Source organism: Brachybacterium sacelli, from assembly GCF_017876545.1.
In the GTDB taxonomy this organism is placed as follows: Bacteria; Actinomycetota; Actinomycetes; order Actinomycetales; family Dermabacteraceae; genus Brachybacterium; species Brachybacterium sacelli.
In genome coordinates, this window is the sequence record NZ_JAGIOD010000001.1 from 1,065,593 (window position 1) to 1,081,415 (window position 15,823).

Annotated in this window: 11 protein-coding genes; 7 read left to right on the forward strand and 4 right to left on the reverse strand. The window is 70.4% G+C overall.

Annotated elements, in window-relative coordinates:
• The first annotated feature begins 18 nt into the window (after positions 1 to 18).
• Complete coding sequence (locus JOF43_RS04735; protein ID WP_209899807.1) at positions 19 to 1,404, forward strand: copper amine oxidase; 1,386 nt, start codon at positions 19 to 21, stop codon at positions 1,402 to 1,404.
• Positions 1,405 to 1,437: 33 nt separating this feature from the next.
• Here JOF43_RS04735 and JOF43_RS04740 read toward each other — a convergent pair whose 3' ends face one another.
• Positions 1,438 to 2,436, reverse strand: coding sequence for a LacI family DNA-binding transcriptional regulator (locus JOF43_RS04740; protein ID WP_209899811.1), 999 nt, complete (start codon positions 2,434 to 2,436; stop codon positions 1,438 to 1,440).
• Between the two features lie 190 nt (positions 2,437 to 2,626).
• Positions 2,627 to 5,800, reverse strand: coding sequence for a glycoside hydrolase family 38 N-terminal domain-containing protein (locus JOF43_RS04745; protein WP_209899815.1), 3,174 nt, complete (start codon positions 5,798 to 5,800; stop codon positions 2,627 to 2,629).
• Positions 5,801 to 6,285: 485 nt separating this feature from the next.
• Here JOF43_RS04745 and JOF43_RS04750 point away from each other — a divergent pair, with 485 nt between their 5' ends.
• The 4 genes from JOF43_RS04750 to JOF43_RS04765 all read left to right on the forward strand — a co-directional run bounded on the left by JOF43_RS04750 (position 6,286) and on the right by JOF43_RS04765 (position 10,393).
• Entirely contained in the window at positions 6,286 to 7,299 is a 1,014-nt protein-coding gene (locus JOF43_RS04750; RefSeq protein WP_209899818.1) for a carbohydrate ABC transporter permease, read from the forward strand.
• Position 7,300: 1 nt separating this feature from the next.
• Positions 7,301 to 8,221, forward strand: a complete 921-nt coding sequence (locus JOF43_RS04755) for a carbohydrate ABC transporter permease (RefSeq protein WP_209899821.1) — start codon at positions 7,301 to 7,303, stop codon at positions 8,219 to 8,221.
• Positions 8,218 to 9,591: an extracellular solute-binding protein gene (locus JOF43_RS04760; protein WP_209899824.1), complete on the forward strand. Its 1,374-nt coding sequence runs from the start codon at positions 8,218 to 8,220 to the stop codon at positions 9,589 to 9,591. Before JOF43_RS04755 ends, JOF43_RS04760 begins: the two co-directional genes overlap by 4 nt.
• A gap of 76 nt (positions 9,592 to 9,667) precedes the next feature.
• Positions 9,668 to 10,393, forward strand: a complete 726-nt coding sequence (locus JOF43_RS04765; protein ID WP_209899828.1) for an HAD family hydrolase — start codon at positions 9,668 to 9,670, stop codon at positions 10,391 to 10,393.
• A 15-nt stretch (positions 10,394 to 10,408) separates the two neighbouring features.
• Here JOF43_RS04765 and JOF43_RS04770 read toward each other — a convergent pair whose 3' ends face one another.
• Positions 10,409 to 11,302, reverse strand: a complete 894-nt coding sequence (locus JOF43_RS04770; RefSeq protein WP_209899831.1) for an ROK family protein — start codon at positions 11,300 to 11,302, stop codon at positions 10,409 to 10,411.
• Between the two features lie 158 nt (positions 11,303 to 11,460).
• On the opposite strand from JOF43_RS04770, the gene JOF43_RS04775 reads away from it, so the two are divergent.
• On the forward strand, positions 11,461 to 13,248 hold the full coding sequence (locus JOF43_RS04775; protein ID WP_209899833.1) for a class I mannose-6-phosphate isomerase: 1,788 nt from the start codon (positions 11,461 to 11,463) through the stop codon (positions 13,246 to 13,248).
• Positions 13,248 to 14,528 (forward strand): mannose-6-phosphate isomerase, class I, encoded by a 1,281-nt coding sequence (gene manA, locus JOF43_RS04780; RefSeq protein ID WP_209899836.1) that lies wholly within the window; start codon positions 13,248 to 13,250, stop codon positions 14,526 to 14,528. The genes JOF43_RS04775 and manA overlap by 1 nt, the downstream gene beginning before the upstream one ends.
• Here manA and JOF43_RS04785 read toward each other — a convergent pair.
• A complete protein-coding gene (locus tag JOF43_RS04785) occupies positions 14,515 to 15,408 on the reverse strand; it encodes an ATP-grasp domain-containing protein (RefSeq protein WP_209899839.1) in 894 nt (297 codons plus the stop codon). The two genes, manA and JOF43_RS04785, sit on opposite strands and share 14 nt — an antisense overlap.
• Positions 15,409 to 15,823: the final 415 nt, after the last annotated feature.

Below are 15,823 nucleotides of genomic sequence, written 5' to 3' on the forward strand. Positions count from 1 at the left end.
GATCTCCGTGGAGGGTCGATGAACAAGAGCAAGATCGCTCTGGCCGCAGTCCTGGTCGTCACCGCAGGCATCCTCGTCTGGGTCGCGAGCATCGGGCCGACGGCCCCCGGCCCCGACGCGCCCGCGGAGACCGAGGCAGCCACCGGGGCCGTGGCAGAGCTCGACTGCGGCGAGGGCCAGGAGCTCTCGAGGACTCTCACGAGCGGCGCCACCTGGTCGATGTGCTGGTCGATCGACCCGGACATGGGCCTCGTCGTCTCGGACATCCATCTGACCCCGCCCGGGGCCGAACCCATCAGCCTGATCAGCTCCCTCGCCCTCTCGCAGCTCGAGGTGCCCTACGACGACGGCGGGCGCAACACCCACGACATCACCGAATCCGGTTTCGGCGGCACCAAGATGAAGACCCTCGACGAGGAGGTCTGCACCGGCGACCTCCTCGCGGCGGACATCCCCAACATCGGCGACGGCAGCTACGGCGAGACCGAGACCCGTCAGGTGCTGTGCTCCACCGAGGTCGACGGGGGCGTCTCCTACCATTCGAGCGACGCCGTCGCCCCCGCCGCGACCCGGAAGCAGGATCTGCAGCTGTTCACGGTCTCCCGCGTCGGCTGGTACGAGTACATCACCGAGTACACCTTCGGCGCCGACGGCTCGATCGACGTGCAGCTGGGCGCGACCGGGGACCTCTCACCCGTCGACTACACCGACGAGGAGCACGGCTGGGACGTCGGCGACGACGAGCACGCCGCCAGCCACTCGCACAACGCCGTGTGGCGCGTGCACTGGGCCCTCGGCGGTGACGGCGGCATGCAGGCCGAGCAGTTCGACGCGGAGCCCACCGGAGAGATGGGGGAGGAGTCGGCGCTCCTGACCGGGGACATCACGCCCATCCGGCAGCCCACCACCGCGCAGTGGCAGGACCGGCGCTGGTGGCGGGTGCTCAATCCCGACGTGCTCAACGAGGACGGCCATCCGATCTCCTACCAGATCGACATGAAGAAGACCGACTCGTTCGTCTTCGCCGACGACCTCGCCGAGGCCCAGGCCGACGGGGGAGGCGAGGGCCACGAGCACGAGAGCGACCTCGGGTACGACGTCGCGTTCACCAACTACGACGAGTGTGAACGCTTCGCGGTGAAGAACCGCGGGGACTGCGGCGGCGGGGTCCAGGACTTCGTGGAGGACGGCAGCGAGGAGACGCTCGACGACGTCGTCTCCTGGGTGGCGGTCGGATTCCACCACGTGGCCCGTGACGAGGACCAGTCCCCGATGGAGATGCACTGGCAGGGGTTCTCGATGCTCCCCCGCGATCTCACCGCGCAGCGGTTCGACGTCCCCGAGGGGCACGAGGAGGTCAACGGGATCCCCGACTCCGAGTGGCACGAGTCCCCCACCGGGTGATCGGACCGCGTCGCAGTCCGCGGCGGGGGCGAGTTACAGGGTCCCCGCCGCGCCGTAGTGCGCGAGCTGGGTCGCGATCGCCTCGTGGCGCGGCGGCTCCTCGAGACCTCCGCGGATCCTCCGCAGCAGCAGCTCTCCGGCCCGCTCGCCGAGCTCCTCCGCGGAGTACTCGACCAGGGAGATCGGCATCCGGAACAATCCTGCCGTGCGGATCGCGTCGAAGCCGATGATCCGCAGCGGATCACCGGAGGCGGCCACCCACCGGCAGGCGGCGATCGTGTTGCGGTTGTTGGCGGCGAAGACCGCGGTGGGAGCCTCGGGGCCCGACATCAGGCGCCACATCTGCCGGTCGGCCTCGGCCTCGTCGGCCGCGAGCGTGACGATCCGGGCCCGGTCCCGTGGGCGCCCGCACTCCTCCTGGCCGGCGAGGTAGCCGCGCTCCCTCTCCTCGCCGGTGCGGGAGGCATGGGACAGCCCGAGGAAGGCGATGCGCTCATGACCCTCCAGCACCAGCCGACGGCTCGCGTCGCGGGCGCCGCCGAAGTCGTCGACCGTGACGGAGTCCGCCTGGGCGTCTGCCAGGCGACTGGTCACCGTGACCACGGGGAGCTGGTGGCACAGCTGGGCGAGGAAATCGTCGTCGTCGGCCGTCGGCACGACCACGAGCCCCTCGACGCGCCGCGCGGCGAGGCCGTCGGCAGCGCGACGCTCCCCACCTCCGTCGTCACCGCTGGAGCCGAACAGGAGCTGGAGCGACTCGCCCGAGACCACGCGGTCCACCCCGGTCGCGAGCTCGGCGTAGAAGGGGTTGGCGAGATTCGTGACGACCAGCCCCACCAGGCCGCTGCTGCTGCCCGACTTCAGGCCGCGCGCCCAGTCGTTGTGCCGGTAGCCCAGCTCCTCGACGGCCGCGAGCACACGAGCGGCGAGCTCGGGGCCCACCGTGCCCTCGCCCCGCAGAGTGCGCGAGACGGTCATCGGAGACACTCGCGCGCGCTGGGCGACGTCGCGCATCGTCGGTATCGTTCCCACGGCCTCAGCATGCCAAACCGACGAGGATCCTGGCAAAGGACGTTCGGTGCAGATCACCTGCGTACCGGGCGGGAGATTCGCGTACCCGGGGCCGGAGCGGGCTCACGCCTCCGGCCCGCCGAGCACTGCTCGGGGACCGGAGGCGTGAGCGCGAAGGCGGTTCCTGCCCGTGACCGGTGGAGACCGGCCGTCAGGCCTCGCCCCCGCCGGGACCCGACGCGGTGTCCGCGGGCAGCAGCGCCACGGCCCGCACTCCGCGGGGCTCGAGGGTGAGGACCCCCGCTCCGTCCCGGAGGGGAAGGTCCTCTCCCTCCTCGCCGAGGTAGCTGGTCGACCGTGCCGCCCGCACGTCGACCTGCGGCAGGGAGACCTGCACGGTGACGGGGTCCGCGGCGAAGGACTGCAGCTTGACCAGCACCGCTCCCTGCTCGCCCGCGGAGACCGTGACGACCTGGACCGCCTCGGCACCGTCCCCGGTGACCGCGAGGAGCTGCCCCTGCGGCGGCGGCACCGGTGCCCCCGGCGCGCCGTGCGCGGGCACCGCTACCGGCGGGTGGACGACGCTCGCGGCGGTCGCCGCCGCCAGCACGTCACCGTGGCGACCGCTGTCGCCCGGCACCCCCACCGCGTACTCGAAGGTGGTCTCGAAGGCCTGCTGGTTCGGGAAGTTGGTGTCCCAGACGTTGTTGTGCGCCCAGGAGTACACCGTGGCCGGCTCGCGCGGAGCCGTGCTGTCGGGGAAGGGGGCGTAGGGGAGCGCGATGACCCCGGACTCGACCAGCGGCGCATTGCGGGTGACCCAGGCGACGGATCCGTCCTGCTCCGACTCCATGCTCACCCAGTTGCGCATGGCCCGCATGTGCGTCGGCGCGCCGGGGATGGACGGCAGGTCGTCCCCGGCGATCCCCCCGGTGATCTCGAAGTGCACGCGGGGCTCCGCGAGGGCGAAGGGGAAGGCGAAGTACGCGCTCTCCTTCGTCTCCGTGGTCGGCTTGCGGAGGCGGTGCTCGATGCGCAGGAGGTTCTCGCCGTGCCGCAGACGCAGCGTCGTCCAGCCCTGCTCGATCCCCGCCGCGGTGAACTCCAGGACGAGCCGTTGCTCCACGCCGTCGTCGACCGCTTCGGTGAGCACCGACGGCCCGGCCAGGCTCCGGCTGCCGAGCAGCTCGAGTTTGGAGCTCGAGGAGGACCGGTTGGAATGGTGGTTGAAGCCGCTCGCCGTCGTGTACTCGTCGTAGACGTACTGATCGAATCCGAGCACGGAGTCCGGGTTGACCAGCTCGCGGTCGCCGGCGAGGTCGCGGATCGAGGTGATGCAGGAGCGGTTCGCGTCGTACTCGACACGCAGGAACTCGTTCTGAAGCACCAGGGCCTCGAGCGCGGTCCCCTCGGCGGTGTCGGAGCGCCGGGCGGCCGACGTCTCGGGGGCCGCCCGGACATCGAGACGGACGTAGCCGAGTGCGGGGACGTCCGGGACGGTGACCCGGATCCAGCGCCCGGCTTCGCGGAAGGTGTGGTTGACCTGCTCGGCCTCCGTATGGGCCAGCGGCTCGCCCGTGCGGGCGTCGAGGACCACGATCTCCTGGGAGAAGGGGACGATCGCCTCGCGCAGCAGGAACGACGCCGTGGTGGAGCCGGCCCAGCCGTGCGTGTTCACGGCCAGCACGGACAGCAGGGAGGAGGGATCCGAGCCCACCTGGTCCGCGAGCTCCGAGCTCGCCTTCTCCAGGAACTCCCGCGTGGCCTCCTCGGCATCGAGGGCGCGTGAGGCCTTCCACTGCCACTGCAGGCCACCGGAATCCATGCCGCGGTCCGAGGCGAGCCAGGAGTTCGATGCGCCCCAGGTGTGCTCGTCGAAGAGGGAGATCGCCTGGTAGCCGGCGTCGGCCAGACGGCGCTCGTCCCCGGCGTCCATGGCGTCCGTCCCGTCGATGCCGAGCATCTGGCCCGTCCGGGAGACGAAGTGGGCATCCCTGACGCGCGCCTGGGCGTCGCGGACCAGGGACTGGGGGAGCGCACCGGAGCCGACCCCCTCGACCCACCAGTCGCCCCAGTCCCCTTCGAAGGTGCGGATCTCGTCGCCGAGACGCTCCTGGGCATCCTCGAAGAAGGCCGTGCTGGTGGAGGTGACCAGCCGCGGCCACTGCCAGGTCTCGTTCCACTCCTTGGCGATCTCCGCGGCCTGGAGCCGGGCGGGGGCGTTGTCGCCGCCGCGGCCCTGGGTCCGCAGGTGCAGCACGTCCCACGGGTACGGGTCCCGCGTGGAGACCTCCTCCCCGTGCCAGCCGAAGATTCCCGGCGGGTAGGGATAGGGCAGGTGGGCGAGATTCGAGAGGTAGGACGGCAGCAGGCGGTCCACCTCCGCGTACGACTCGTGGAGGCCGACGTGCGGTCCCTCCATGTAGGCCCCGCCGTGGGGGCTGTCGGTCTTCCACACGAGGACCTCCGCGCCGGAGGGCGCCCTCCAGCGGAACAGCCGCGGGAGGTCGTCGTCGCCGTGGGTATGGGGCATCGAGCGGCCGGCCCAGTTGTGCGCGACCGAGAGGTAGCGCACGCCGGCGTCGCTGAGAGCCTGGGGCAGGCCGACGGGCTGCCCGGGGACGTCGGTCTGCATCGCGCTGGGGAGCTCGACGCCGTACTTCCGGCTGAACTCCACCGTCGGGCGCAGCATCTCGTGGAGCTCATCGGTCGAGCAGGTGTCGAGGTGGACGTTGTACGGGAGCGCCGAGAGCTCGATGCGGCCCTCACGGATCCGACGGACGAGCTCGTCGATGCGCGCACGGGGGCGGGAGCGCATCCAGTCGTCCACGACCCAGCGGGATTCGACGGTCCACCGGAACCTGACGTCCTCGGGCCAGTCGTCCGTGGCCCGGCACAGGTCCAGGGCGGAGTCGATGTACGAGCGCTGCTCGGCACGGATGCGCGGCTGCGGATCGGTGTACCCGATGTCGAGGTGCGAGTGGTGCACCAGGTGGATGGTCCATTCCCGCGGGACATCCAGGACGACGTCGGTCCCTGCGTCGACCTCGGTGGTGCGCACGGCGACGTGCACCGTGGTCTCCTGCGCGAACAGCGGCACCAGGATCCGCACGGTGCCCTCGGGCGCGGGCGCCTCCGCGGTGCGCACCGTGGAACCGTCCCCGTCGGTGATGTGGACGTCCGCGGGAGACAGGGAGCCCCTCACGCCGGGCGGGAGGTCGAGACGCAGTGCGCGCATCCGGGCGCCGTCGTCGTCCTTCCTGATCAACGGTTCGCAGACGACCGCGATGGTCTCGTCTCCCACCGGGATCCACGCGCGGGCGGAGGCCTCGAGCAGACGCTCGCGGTGGCCTGGTCCTCGCGCGACCAGTGATGTCTTCGGCATGGGGCTGCACTCTCCTTGTGCTGTGGCGCGTTCGTGCCGGACTCCTCGTGCGCGCTGCGGCCCTCGCAGGATCGGCGCGGACCGGCGCACATTCGGTGTCAGGAAAGATATCGGTACCAAGCAGGTCGGTCAAGGTTCTGCGCCGCCCGAGGACCGTTCTTCCCCCAGGTCATCGATGTTTCGGCGATCACTGCAGGTCAACGTCAACCTGCGTGGCCTTCTCACCCTGTGGACCTTGACGGGGTGGAAGGGTAGCGATACCTTTCAGAAGCCTTCGAGGTGGCGGCGCCCCGGGTCCACCCCGAGGGCCTTCGCAGTCACCCACCTTCGACGACCTCGCCGCACTCCCGTACCCCCGGGGTCGGCACAGCAGAACCGACCCTGCTGACGTCCGGCGACATCGCAGTCGGCGACCGGACCACGGCATGACTCGACCCGTTGCTCGCGGAAGCCCCGAGACTTCCCGACCGAAGGAGCCAGAACCCATGGAGGATGCTCTCCCGACCGTCGCGACTTCCCCGCCCGGTGCGGGCACGGGGCGGAGCTCGCCCCGGAGCCGTGACCCCGCACCGAAGTCCTCACCAGGACGTTCAGGGCGCCGCCGGGTCACGGGCTATCAGTGGCGCAGCATTCGCGCCGGGCTGCTGTACGTCTCCCCGTGGCTGATCGGGCTGATGGTCTTCATCGTGTACCCGGTGGTCTACTCGATCGCGCTGAGCTTCACCCGGTACTCGGGGATGGAGGCGCCCACCTGGGTCGGCATCCAGAACTACATCTCGGCGTTCACCGATCCGCTGGTGCACAAGGCGGCCTCGAACACCGCGTACTACGCCATCATCGCGATCCCGCTGGGCCTGCTGATCGCGCTCGTGCTCGCCATCGCCATGAACCAGAACGTCCGCGAGGTCGCCCTGTACCGGACGATCTTCTACGCCCCGTCCCTGATCCCGGCCTTCGCGATGTCGTTCATCTTCATCGTGTTCCTGAACCCGAAGTTCGGCCTGTTCAACCAGATCCTGGGGCTCTTCGGCGGGCAGAACGTGAACCTGCTCGGCGACCCGCAGGGTGTGAAGATCGCGATCATCCTGATGGCCCAGTTCGGGGCCGGGAACGCAGCGCTGATCTTCCTCGCCGGACTGCGGAACGTGCCGAAGACCCTGTACGAGGCGGCCCGCGTTGACGGGGCGAGCCCGCTGCGTCAGTTCTTCACCATCACGCTGCCGCTGATCTCCCCGGTGGTGCTGTTCAACCTCATCACCGGGGTCTCCGGCGCGCTGCAGGTCTTCACCGAGGCCTACGTCGTCACCGATGGCACCGGCGAACCCGACGCCGGAGCGCTGTTCTACATGATGTACCTCTACCGCAACGCCTTCGGCTTCGCCGAGCTCGGCTACGCCTCCGCGCTGGCGGTCCTGCTGTTCCTCGTGGGGTTGATCCTCGCCCTGCTGATCTTCTGGCTCTCGCGCCGGCTCGTGAACTACGACGTGGAGGCGAACTGACATGGCCACGACCCCGCTGACCGACAAGACCTCGCTCCGGGCCCGCGGCCGGGCCGAGCGACAGAGCGAGCTGAACCGGCGCGCGGACGGCACCCGGCGGCCCTGGTGGTCGAGCACCCTCGCCCGCGTGGTGATGGTCGTGCTGAGCCTGCTCTTCCTGCTGCCCATGTACTGGATGATCGTCTCGGCGCTGAAGTCCGACGAGGAGCTGGCGCAGTTCCCGCCCACCCTCCTCCCGCAGACGTGGGAGTTCGAGAACTTCCTCCACGCCCTCAACGCGATGCCGTTCCTGCAGTTCTTCCTGAACTCCTCGATCATCACGGTCAGCGTCGTGATCCTCTCGGTGCTGTCGAACTTCGTGGTCGCCTACGGATTCGCCTGCATCGAGTGGCGCGGGCGCGACACGCTCTTCTACGTGGTCATCGCGACCCTCTTCCTCCCGTTCCCCGTCACGCTGATCCCCATGTTCGACTTCTGGTCGAGCCTGGACCTGGTCAACACCCTGTTCCCTCTGATCATCCCGGCGGCCTTCGGGTCCGCGTTCTACACGTTCCTGCTGCGCCAGTTCCTGCTGCAGATCCCCAAGGACATGCTCAACGCCGCCCGGGTCGACGGCGCGCGGGAGTGGACGATCCTGTGGCGCCTGGTGTTCCCGACCTCCCTGCCCGCGCTGACGACGGTGGCGATCTTCGCGGCGGTCGCTTCCTGGAACGACTTCATGGGCCCGTTGATCTACCTGCAGGACCAGAGCGTGCAGACGCTCTCGATCGGTCTGCAGGCCTTCCGCTCCGTCAACGCCCAGGACGTCTCCTTCAACCAGCTGATGGCCGCCTCGTTCCTGGTGATCCTGCCGCTGCTGATCCTCTTCTTCATCTTCCAGCGGTACTTCATCCGCGGCATCACGATCGGAGGCTTCAAGTGATCTCCCGACGACACTTCCTCGGCGGCTCCGCCGCCGCGGCAGGCCTGGCTCTGCCCTCCTGCGCCCGCGTCCCCGCCGACGGGGAGCACGTCATCCGCTACTGGGGGATGGGTGCTGCCGACTCCGACAAGGACAAGGCCGTCCGCGAGGCTTTCGTGGGGACCGACGCGGGCAAGGACGCGCAGATCTACATCGACCAGGTGCCCTCCAACGGCGCCGGGGACATGAGCTCGATCATCACCGCGGTCCGCGGCAACACGGCTCCGGACCTGTGGTGGATGGGACGCTTCACCGCCGTCCAGACGGCCTCCATCGGTCTGCTCGAGCCCCTCGACCCGCTGATCGAGAAGTACGAGGACGTCTCCCCGGAGGAGTTCAAGCGCCAGTGGCTCCAGTTCGCCGTGGACGAGTTGACGTACGAGGGCCAGATCTACGGGCTGCCCACGGACACCGACGCCCGCTCGCTGATGTACAACGAGGACGTCATGAAGGAGGCCGGCATCGACCTCGACCTGCTGGACCCCGAGCAGCACGTGATGACCTGGGACGAGCTGCGAGAGGTCGCCCGGACGATCACGAAGACCGACGCCCGCGGCAACTACACCCGCTTCGGCTTCGCGCCCTGGCTCGATGAGGGATGGGCCTACACCTGGGGCTTCGGGCTCGGCGCGCAGGCGTACGACAACGACACGGCGACGGTCACCCTCGATTCGCCCGAGTGGGAGGCCGTCTACGGCCTCTACGCGGACTGGGCGGAGGAGTTCCCGTACTCGATGGTCGACACCTTTTTCGCGACGTACCAGCCGCCGAACGCGCCGCCCAGCCAGAGCGCCATGTTCAGCGGCCGGCTGGGGTTGACCACGACGGGCCCGTGGTCCCTCGAGGGCAACGAGAAGTACGCCCCGGACCTCCCGCTGAAGTTCACCTGGCTGCCCGTCAGCGAGGCGGGCGCCGAGACGTACACCTGGTCCGGCGGCTTCTCCCTGGCGATCCCGAAGGGCGCCCACATCACCCGGACGCTCTGGGAGTACATCAAGTTCCATGCCGGGTTCGAGGGGCAGTCGATCATCCAGCCCTCGATGGGCAACCTTCCCACCAACCTGCGCGCGATCGAGGAGAAGAAGTACAACCCGGCGGCGGAGATCTTCCGGCAGATGCTCCCGACGTCGATCGCCCGACCGCCGGTCCCGGCGGGACAGGCCATCTGGGACACCCTCGATCGCACCCGCGCGGCGGTGCCGATCGGCTCGGAGACGCCCGCGGAGGCGGTAGCGATCAACCAGGCCTACGTCAAGCCCAAGATGGACCTGTTCCCCGGCTACACGATGCCGGAGACCTACGGGCAGCCCAATGAGATCCCCGGCGGCTGAGCCCCACGAGCCCCATGAGCCCGACGACGCGCGGGCGCAGCGCCGACATCATGACCCACCCCCGGAAGGACCCACCATGACGAATGCTCCGACGCACCGCGCCGGGAAGCCCCCTGTCCTGCTGATCGATGCGGGCGGTGTGCTGCTGCTGAACAACCATGAGCTGCTCCTCCCGCTCCTCGCGGAGTACAGCGGACTCCGCACCCCCGAGGACTATCAGCGGGTGCACTTCGCGTGCCACAACAGCACCTTCTCCGGAGTCCGGCCCGACGGTGACTACTACCGCCGCTTCGGCGAGGTCGCCGGTGTCGCCGATGACGAGCTCGAGGAGTTCACCGAGGCCTTCCGCGCGCTCTCGCACACCCGGAACATGTGCCATCTGGCGCACCCGCCGGCGCGCCGCCTCCTGGGCCTGGTGCGGGCCGCGGGCATCGCGACCGTCGTGGTCTCCCAGGCCGACGGCACCGCGGCACAGCTCCTGCGGGAGGCCGAGATGTGCCAGATCGGCGAAGGGCCGGGCGTCGAGGTCGACGGGATCGTGGACAGCGAGCTCGTCGGGTTCGACAAGCCGGACCCCGAGATCTTCCGCTGCGCCCTGGATCTGGTGGGGGCGAGCCCGGGGCAGGCCGTCCACCTCGGCGACACGGTCCCCGCCGACGTCCGCGGAGCGCAGGCGGCGGGGATCCGCCCCGTCCACTACGACCCCTTCGGCGACTGCGAGGACCTCGCGGACGACCACGAGCACGTCCGACGCCTGGAGCAGACCTGCGACCTGCTCCTGCAGCACCAGCAGGCGCGCTGATCGCGCCCGGGGCCCTCACCGCGCCGAGGTGCCGATCAGCGCTCCGATCAGGCTCGCCCGCTCGGCGCCCAGCGCCCCCTGGACCACGGGCGGCGCCGCCGTCATCAAGGAGGTGAGCTGCGCGTGCAGCGGGGGGAAGAGCAGATCCGCCGAGGCGGCCATGGATCCGCCGATCACGAGCCGCTCGGCCCGGAAGGCGCGCAGCCAGGGCGCGAGGGCGGTGCCGAGCACCTCCATGCCGGCGGTGAGGATCTCGGCGGCGTCCCGGTGGCCGCGACGGGCGAGCTCGGCGATCTCCGCCACGTCGACCGTGCGTCCCGCCCGGTCACGGAACGCTCCGATCAGCGCGCGGCGGGAGACGTGCTCCTCGAGCGGGGCGCCGTCCACCTCGACCGTGTGGAGATTGCCGTCCGCGGGCACCTCCGTGCCGGTGGTGAGGCAGCGGCCTCGGTCGATGAACGCGCTGCCGATCCCGGTGCCGAGGGTCATCGAGACGCATCGGCGCGCGCGACCACCCGCCCCGGCCGCCCATTCGCCCAGGCCGAAGGCCTCGGCGTCGTTGACGAACCGCAGCGTGCCGGGATCCCGGTCCCAGCGCGAGGCGAGCTCCTCCCGCACGTCCACGGCGCGCAGGCGGGCGAACTTCTCGACGCCCTCGAAATCGCCGATGCCGCGGGAGTAGTCGAACGGGCCGGGGACGGCGATCGCGATCCGGGTGGTGTCCAGGTGCCGCTCGCGGACGCAGCCGGCGATCTGGTCCAGCACCTGGTGCGCCGGGGCGTCGGCGTCGAGAGGGCGGCGCTGCTCGTCGCGGATCCGCAGCTCGGTGTCCACGATGGCGGCAGAGACGTGGGTGCCGCCGATGTCCACGGCCGTGACGGTGGGCGATCTCCGGTGGTCGCGATGCATGTGCTCATCCTCGAGGGCTCGGCGCCGGGGTGCAATGACGATCTCTGGTAACGTTACCAAGCAACACGCATCAGATGCACCCTGTTGAACTGCATCTCCTCAACTTAGCTGCGAGATGAGCTCTCAGGTGCGGGATTCGGAAAGGTACCGATAACGCGATGGGTACGAGCACGATGCAGGTCCCCGCCAGCGCGGCGCACCGCAACTACGACAAGCGCCCCGTGATGGACGTCCCCGGCGATCACCCGGCCTGGAGCGGACGCGAGGCCTGGACGGCGATCACCGCGCACGCGGCCGGCGGCACGATCGTCGTCGACGCCTACCCGGCCAGTGACGTGCAGGCGCTCGGTGCGGTGGCCCACGAGGCCCTGCCTCGCGCCGAGGTCATCGACGTCGAGCGGGAGGCCGCGCTCGACCCGGACCGGATCCAGTCCCTGCTCGAGCGGAACCTCACCGCCGATCGGGTCTTCGGGCTCGTCTCCCACCACCGCCTCGAGGAGTTCTACGACGCATCCCGCCTGCGCGCGCTCGCCGAACGGGTCTCCTCCGCCGAGCACCAGTGCGTGCTCGTGGGGTGGGGGGCGTCGCTGGTCCCGCTGGCGCCCTCGGCCCTCGTTCTGGCGGATCTCGCGCGCGCAGAGATCCAGCGTCGATACCGTGCCGGCGCGGGCAACTGGCGTGCGGACAACGGCGACCAGGATGCACTGGCGAAGTTCAAGCGCGGCTACTTCGTCGAATGGCGCGTGGCCGACCGGCACAAGACCGGTCTGCTCGAGCGCGCCGACTTCGTGCTCGACGCCAACGGTCCGCTCGAGACAGCACCCATGACCACCGGTGACGCGCTGCGCGAGGGGCTCCGCTCTGCGGTGCATCGCCCCTTCCGTCTGGCGCCCTTCTTCGACCCCGGGGTCTGGGGCGGTCAGTGGATGAAGGAGGTGTGCGGTCTCGACCCGGAGCAGGACAACTACGCCTGGTGCTTCGACTGCGTGCCGGAGGAGAACAGTCTGCTGCTGGCCGTCGGCGACCAGGTCCTCGAGATCCCGGCGATCGATCTCGTCCTCTCGCATCCGCGCGAGCTGCTCGGGGAGCGCACCTTCGCCCGCTTCGGCGCCGAGTTCCCGATCCGCTTCGACTTCCTGGACACGATGGACGGCGGCAATCTCTCCCTCCAGGTCCACCCGCTGACCGAGTACATCAAAGAGACCTTCGGGATGACGTTCACGCAGGACGAGAGCTACTACCTGCTCGACGCCGCCGAGGACGCGAGGGTCTACCTCGGGCTCCGCACGGACGCCGACCCGGAGGAGATGGTCTCCCGGCTGCGCAGCGCCGATGCCGGGGAGAGCTCCTTCCCCGCGGAGCGGTTCGTCAACACCTTCCCCGCGAGGAAGCATGACCACTTCGCGATCCCGGCCGGGACCGTGCACGCCTCCGGGGCCGGGTCGATGGTCCTCGAGATCTCGGCGACCCCGTACATCTTCACCTTCAAGATGTGGGACTGGGGCCGCGTCGGCCTCGACGGCGCACCCCGACCGATCCACCTCGAGCACGCCCTCGCGTCGGTCCAGTGGGATCGCGACACCGAGTGGACGAGGCAGCAGCTGGTCGACCGCGTCGTGCCGATCGCGGAGGGGCCGGGATGGCGCGAGGAGCGCACCGGCCTGCACGAGCTGGAGTTCATCGAGGTGCGACGGCACTGGTTCACCGACGCCGTGGACCATGACACCGAGGGGACGGTCAACGTGCTCAACCTGGTCGAAGGACCGGAGGCGGTCGTCGAGAGCCCGCACGGCGCCTTCGCGCCCTTCGTCGTGCACTACGCGGAGACCTTCATCGTCCCGGCCGAGGTGGGGGCCTATCGGATCCGTCCCCACGGCGTCGGGGAGGGCGTGCAGCACGCGACGGTGAAGGCGTTCGTCGACGGCACCGCCGCCAGAGCCTCCTAATGCTGCTGGAGATCACCAACGACCCCCGGCCGTACGCCTGGGGCTCCCGCTCGAAGATGGCGGAGTTCCTCGGCCGCTGCCCCAGCGGGGAACCCGAGGCGGAGCTCTGGCTCGGAGCGCACCCACTGTGCCCCAGCCACATCGTGGTGCCGGATGCGGCCGACCGCCATGAGAGCCTCGACGCCCTGATCGCCGCGGACCCGGTGCGCACCCTCGGTGAGGACCGGGCCTCGGACCAGCTGCCGTTCCTGATGAAGGTCCTGGCCGTCGAGGAGCCGCTGTCGCTCCAGGTCCACCCCGATGCCGACCAGGCCGCGCGAGGGTACGCGGTGGAGAGCCGCCGCGGCGTCCCGAGCACGAGCGCCACCAGGACCTACAAGGACCCGCGGCACAAGCCGGAGCTCGCCCTCGCCCTCGAGGCGCCCTTCGAGACCCTGGTGGGGCTGAAGCCGAGCGCCCGGAGACGACTGATGTTGCAGGAGCTGATCACCCGGGCCGCCCATCGCCCGCGCGCCCAGCAGGTGCTCACCCGCTGGGCCCGCTCGCTGGAGGGGGCGTGCGGGGACCGGCTGCGTTGCCTCGTGGGTGATCTCCTGGACGCCGGCAGCGCGGAGCTGGTCGAGGCCGTGACCGAGGCCGTCGAGTCGGCGATCCCGATCGAGGGTGCCGACCCGTCGCTGCAGGACGACCTCCGCGCCCTCGCGCGCCTCGTGACGGTGCGCCCCGGGGACCCCGGGATCCTCGCCGCCGTGCTCCTGAACACCCTGAGCCTGCGCGAGGACGAGGCGGCGTACGTCCCTCCGGGGGCGCTCCATGCACATCTCGGGGGACTCGCCGTCGAGGTCATGGCCGCCTCGGACAACGTCGTGCGCGGAGGGCTGACGGACAAGCACGTCGACGCGCGTGAGCTGGAGCGGATCGTCTGCGCGGATCCGCTGGAGGACCCGACCTGCCGGCCCGATCGGTCGCAGCCCGACGTCGCGGTCTACCGTCCCCGGGAACCGGACTTCGAGCTGCACCTGGTCACCGCCCCGTCACCCGCGGCCGCGCCCTCCACCGGGCAGGGACGGGAGCGGGAGGGGACCGTGGTCGATCTCCGGGGACCGGCGATCGCCCTCGCGCTCGACGGTGCCCCCCGGCTGCGGGGAAGGACGCAGCAGCTCGAGCTGCGGCGGGGCCGGGCACTGTTCATCGCGGCCGACGAGCCGGCGTTGACCGTCTCGGGTCACGGCAGGGTCGCCCTGGCGATGGCCGGGGACATGCGCCTCAGGCGCGGGTGAGGATCGCGTCGGCGAAGATCTCGGTGACCTCGGGGACCAGCTGCAGGTTGAACAGCGGCTCGAACAGCTCCGCCTCCAGCAGGACCAGGCCGTGCTCGGCGGAGTCAACGGTGTCGATGCGGCTGTACAGCGGTGCGGGCAGCCCGGTGACCTCGCAGACCGCCTCCAGCACCTGTCCGGCGAAGGCCTCCTCACGGGCCGTGGCGCGGAGCACCACGGGGGACTCGCGGTAGACCCCGCCGCGCAGGCCGCCGCCCCGCTCGAGCAGGGCGCCCTTGGCGATCGCGTGCGTGACCTCCCCGTCGACCACGTAGAGCGCCTTCTCCCGGCCCTCGGAGAGCTCCGGCACCTCGGGCTGCAGCATCACGACGCCGCCCTCGGTGAGGATCGCGCGCCCGAGCTCGAGGGCGGCGGGGGAGTCGCGGGCGAACAGCCCGGTGTGTCGGGCACCGGCCCCGACGGTCGGCTTCACCACCACGTGCGGCGTCGAGCTCCCCTCCGTGGCCAGCGCGGCCTCGAGGGTGGGCATCTCGAGGTGGTAGCTCGTGGGCACGACAGCGACGCCGGCCTCCTCGAGCTGGGCGAGGTAGCTCTTGTCCATGTTCCAGCGCACCATCTCGGGCTCGTTGAGCACCCGGGTGAGCGTCCCGACCCGGTCCAGCCATTCCTCGAAGCGGGCCGGCCGCTCGGCGTAGTCCCAGGGGCTGCGGATCACCAGCAGGTCGAAGGCGGCCCAGTCCACCGCCGGATCGTGCCAGACGGTGAGCTCGGCCTCCGCGCCCCGTCGCCGCAGCGCCTCCAGGAGCGGGACGGCATCGAGATGCGGATCGGCGGCCGTGAAGGTCGCGGGGTCCGTCACGACGAGGCCGATGCGGGTCATGGCCGTGACCCTAACAGCGCCGGGGAGCGCCGCACCGTGGGCGTCCGCCGGGGCGCGCGCGGAGTGCATCGACATGCGCCACGGAGCTGACAGCTCGGGGGATCTGCTTGTCCGACAATCACTTTTGACCCCATGACCTGCAAATCGACTCGTCCAGTGACCTCTCAGGTGGCTATCGGGGGCCACGTGTGCGAGTATCTATGCGGCCCCAAGCGTGATTGTGACGTGCGGGACCGCGCTCCGAGAAGAGCGCGGATCCCACCGCAGCCGTCGAGAAGGACATCCCCGGAGCAGGTGCGAGGCACCGCCCGGGTCGATGTCGGACGGGACGCGCTCAGGGGGCCGAATGCCGGTCGGCCCGCTGTGGGGTACCCCCTGACGTCAGCGCGCTCTCGCGTCCGCGTCGCGACGCGCC

Coding starts and splice junctions, on each gene's coding strand:
- JOF43_RS04735 (WP_209899807.1), top strand. CDS start 19: ATGAACAAGAGCAAGATCGCTCTGGCCGCAGTCCTGGTCGTCACCGCA.
- JOF43_RS04745 (WP_209899815.1), bottom strand. CDS start 5,800: ATGCCGAAGACATCACTGGTCGCGCGAGGACCAGGCCACCGCGAGCGT.
- JOF43_RS04750 (WP_209899818.1), top strand. CDS start 6,286: ATGGAGGATGCTCTCCCGACCGTCGCGACTTCCCCGCCCGGTGCGGGC.
- JOF43_RS04755 (WP_209899821.1), top strand. CDS start 7,301: ATGGCCACGACCCCGCTGACCGACAAGACCTCGCTCCGGGCCCGCGGC.
- JOF43_RS04765 (WP_209899828.1), top strand. CDS start 9,668: ATGACGAATGCTCCGACGCACCGCGCCGGGAAGCCCCCTGTCCTGCTG.
- JOF43_RS04770 (WP_209899831.1), bottom strand. CDS start 11,302: ATGCATCGCGACCACCGGAGATCGCCCACCGTCACGGCCGTGGACATC.
- JOF43_RS04775 (WP_209899833.1), top strand. CDS start 11,461: ATGGGTACGAGCACGATGCAGGTCCCCGCCAGCGCGGCGCACCGCAAC.
- manA (WP_209899836.1), top strand. CDS start 13,248: ATGCTGCTGGAGATCACCAACGACCCCCGGCCGTACGCCTGGGGCTCC.
- JOF43_RS04785 (WP_209899839.1), bottom strand. CDS start 15,408: ATGACCCGCATCGGCCTCGTCGTGACGGACCCCGCGACCTTCACGGCC.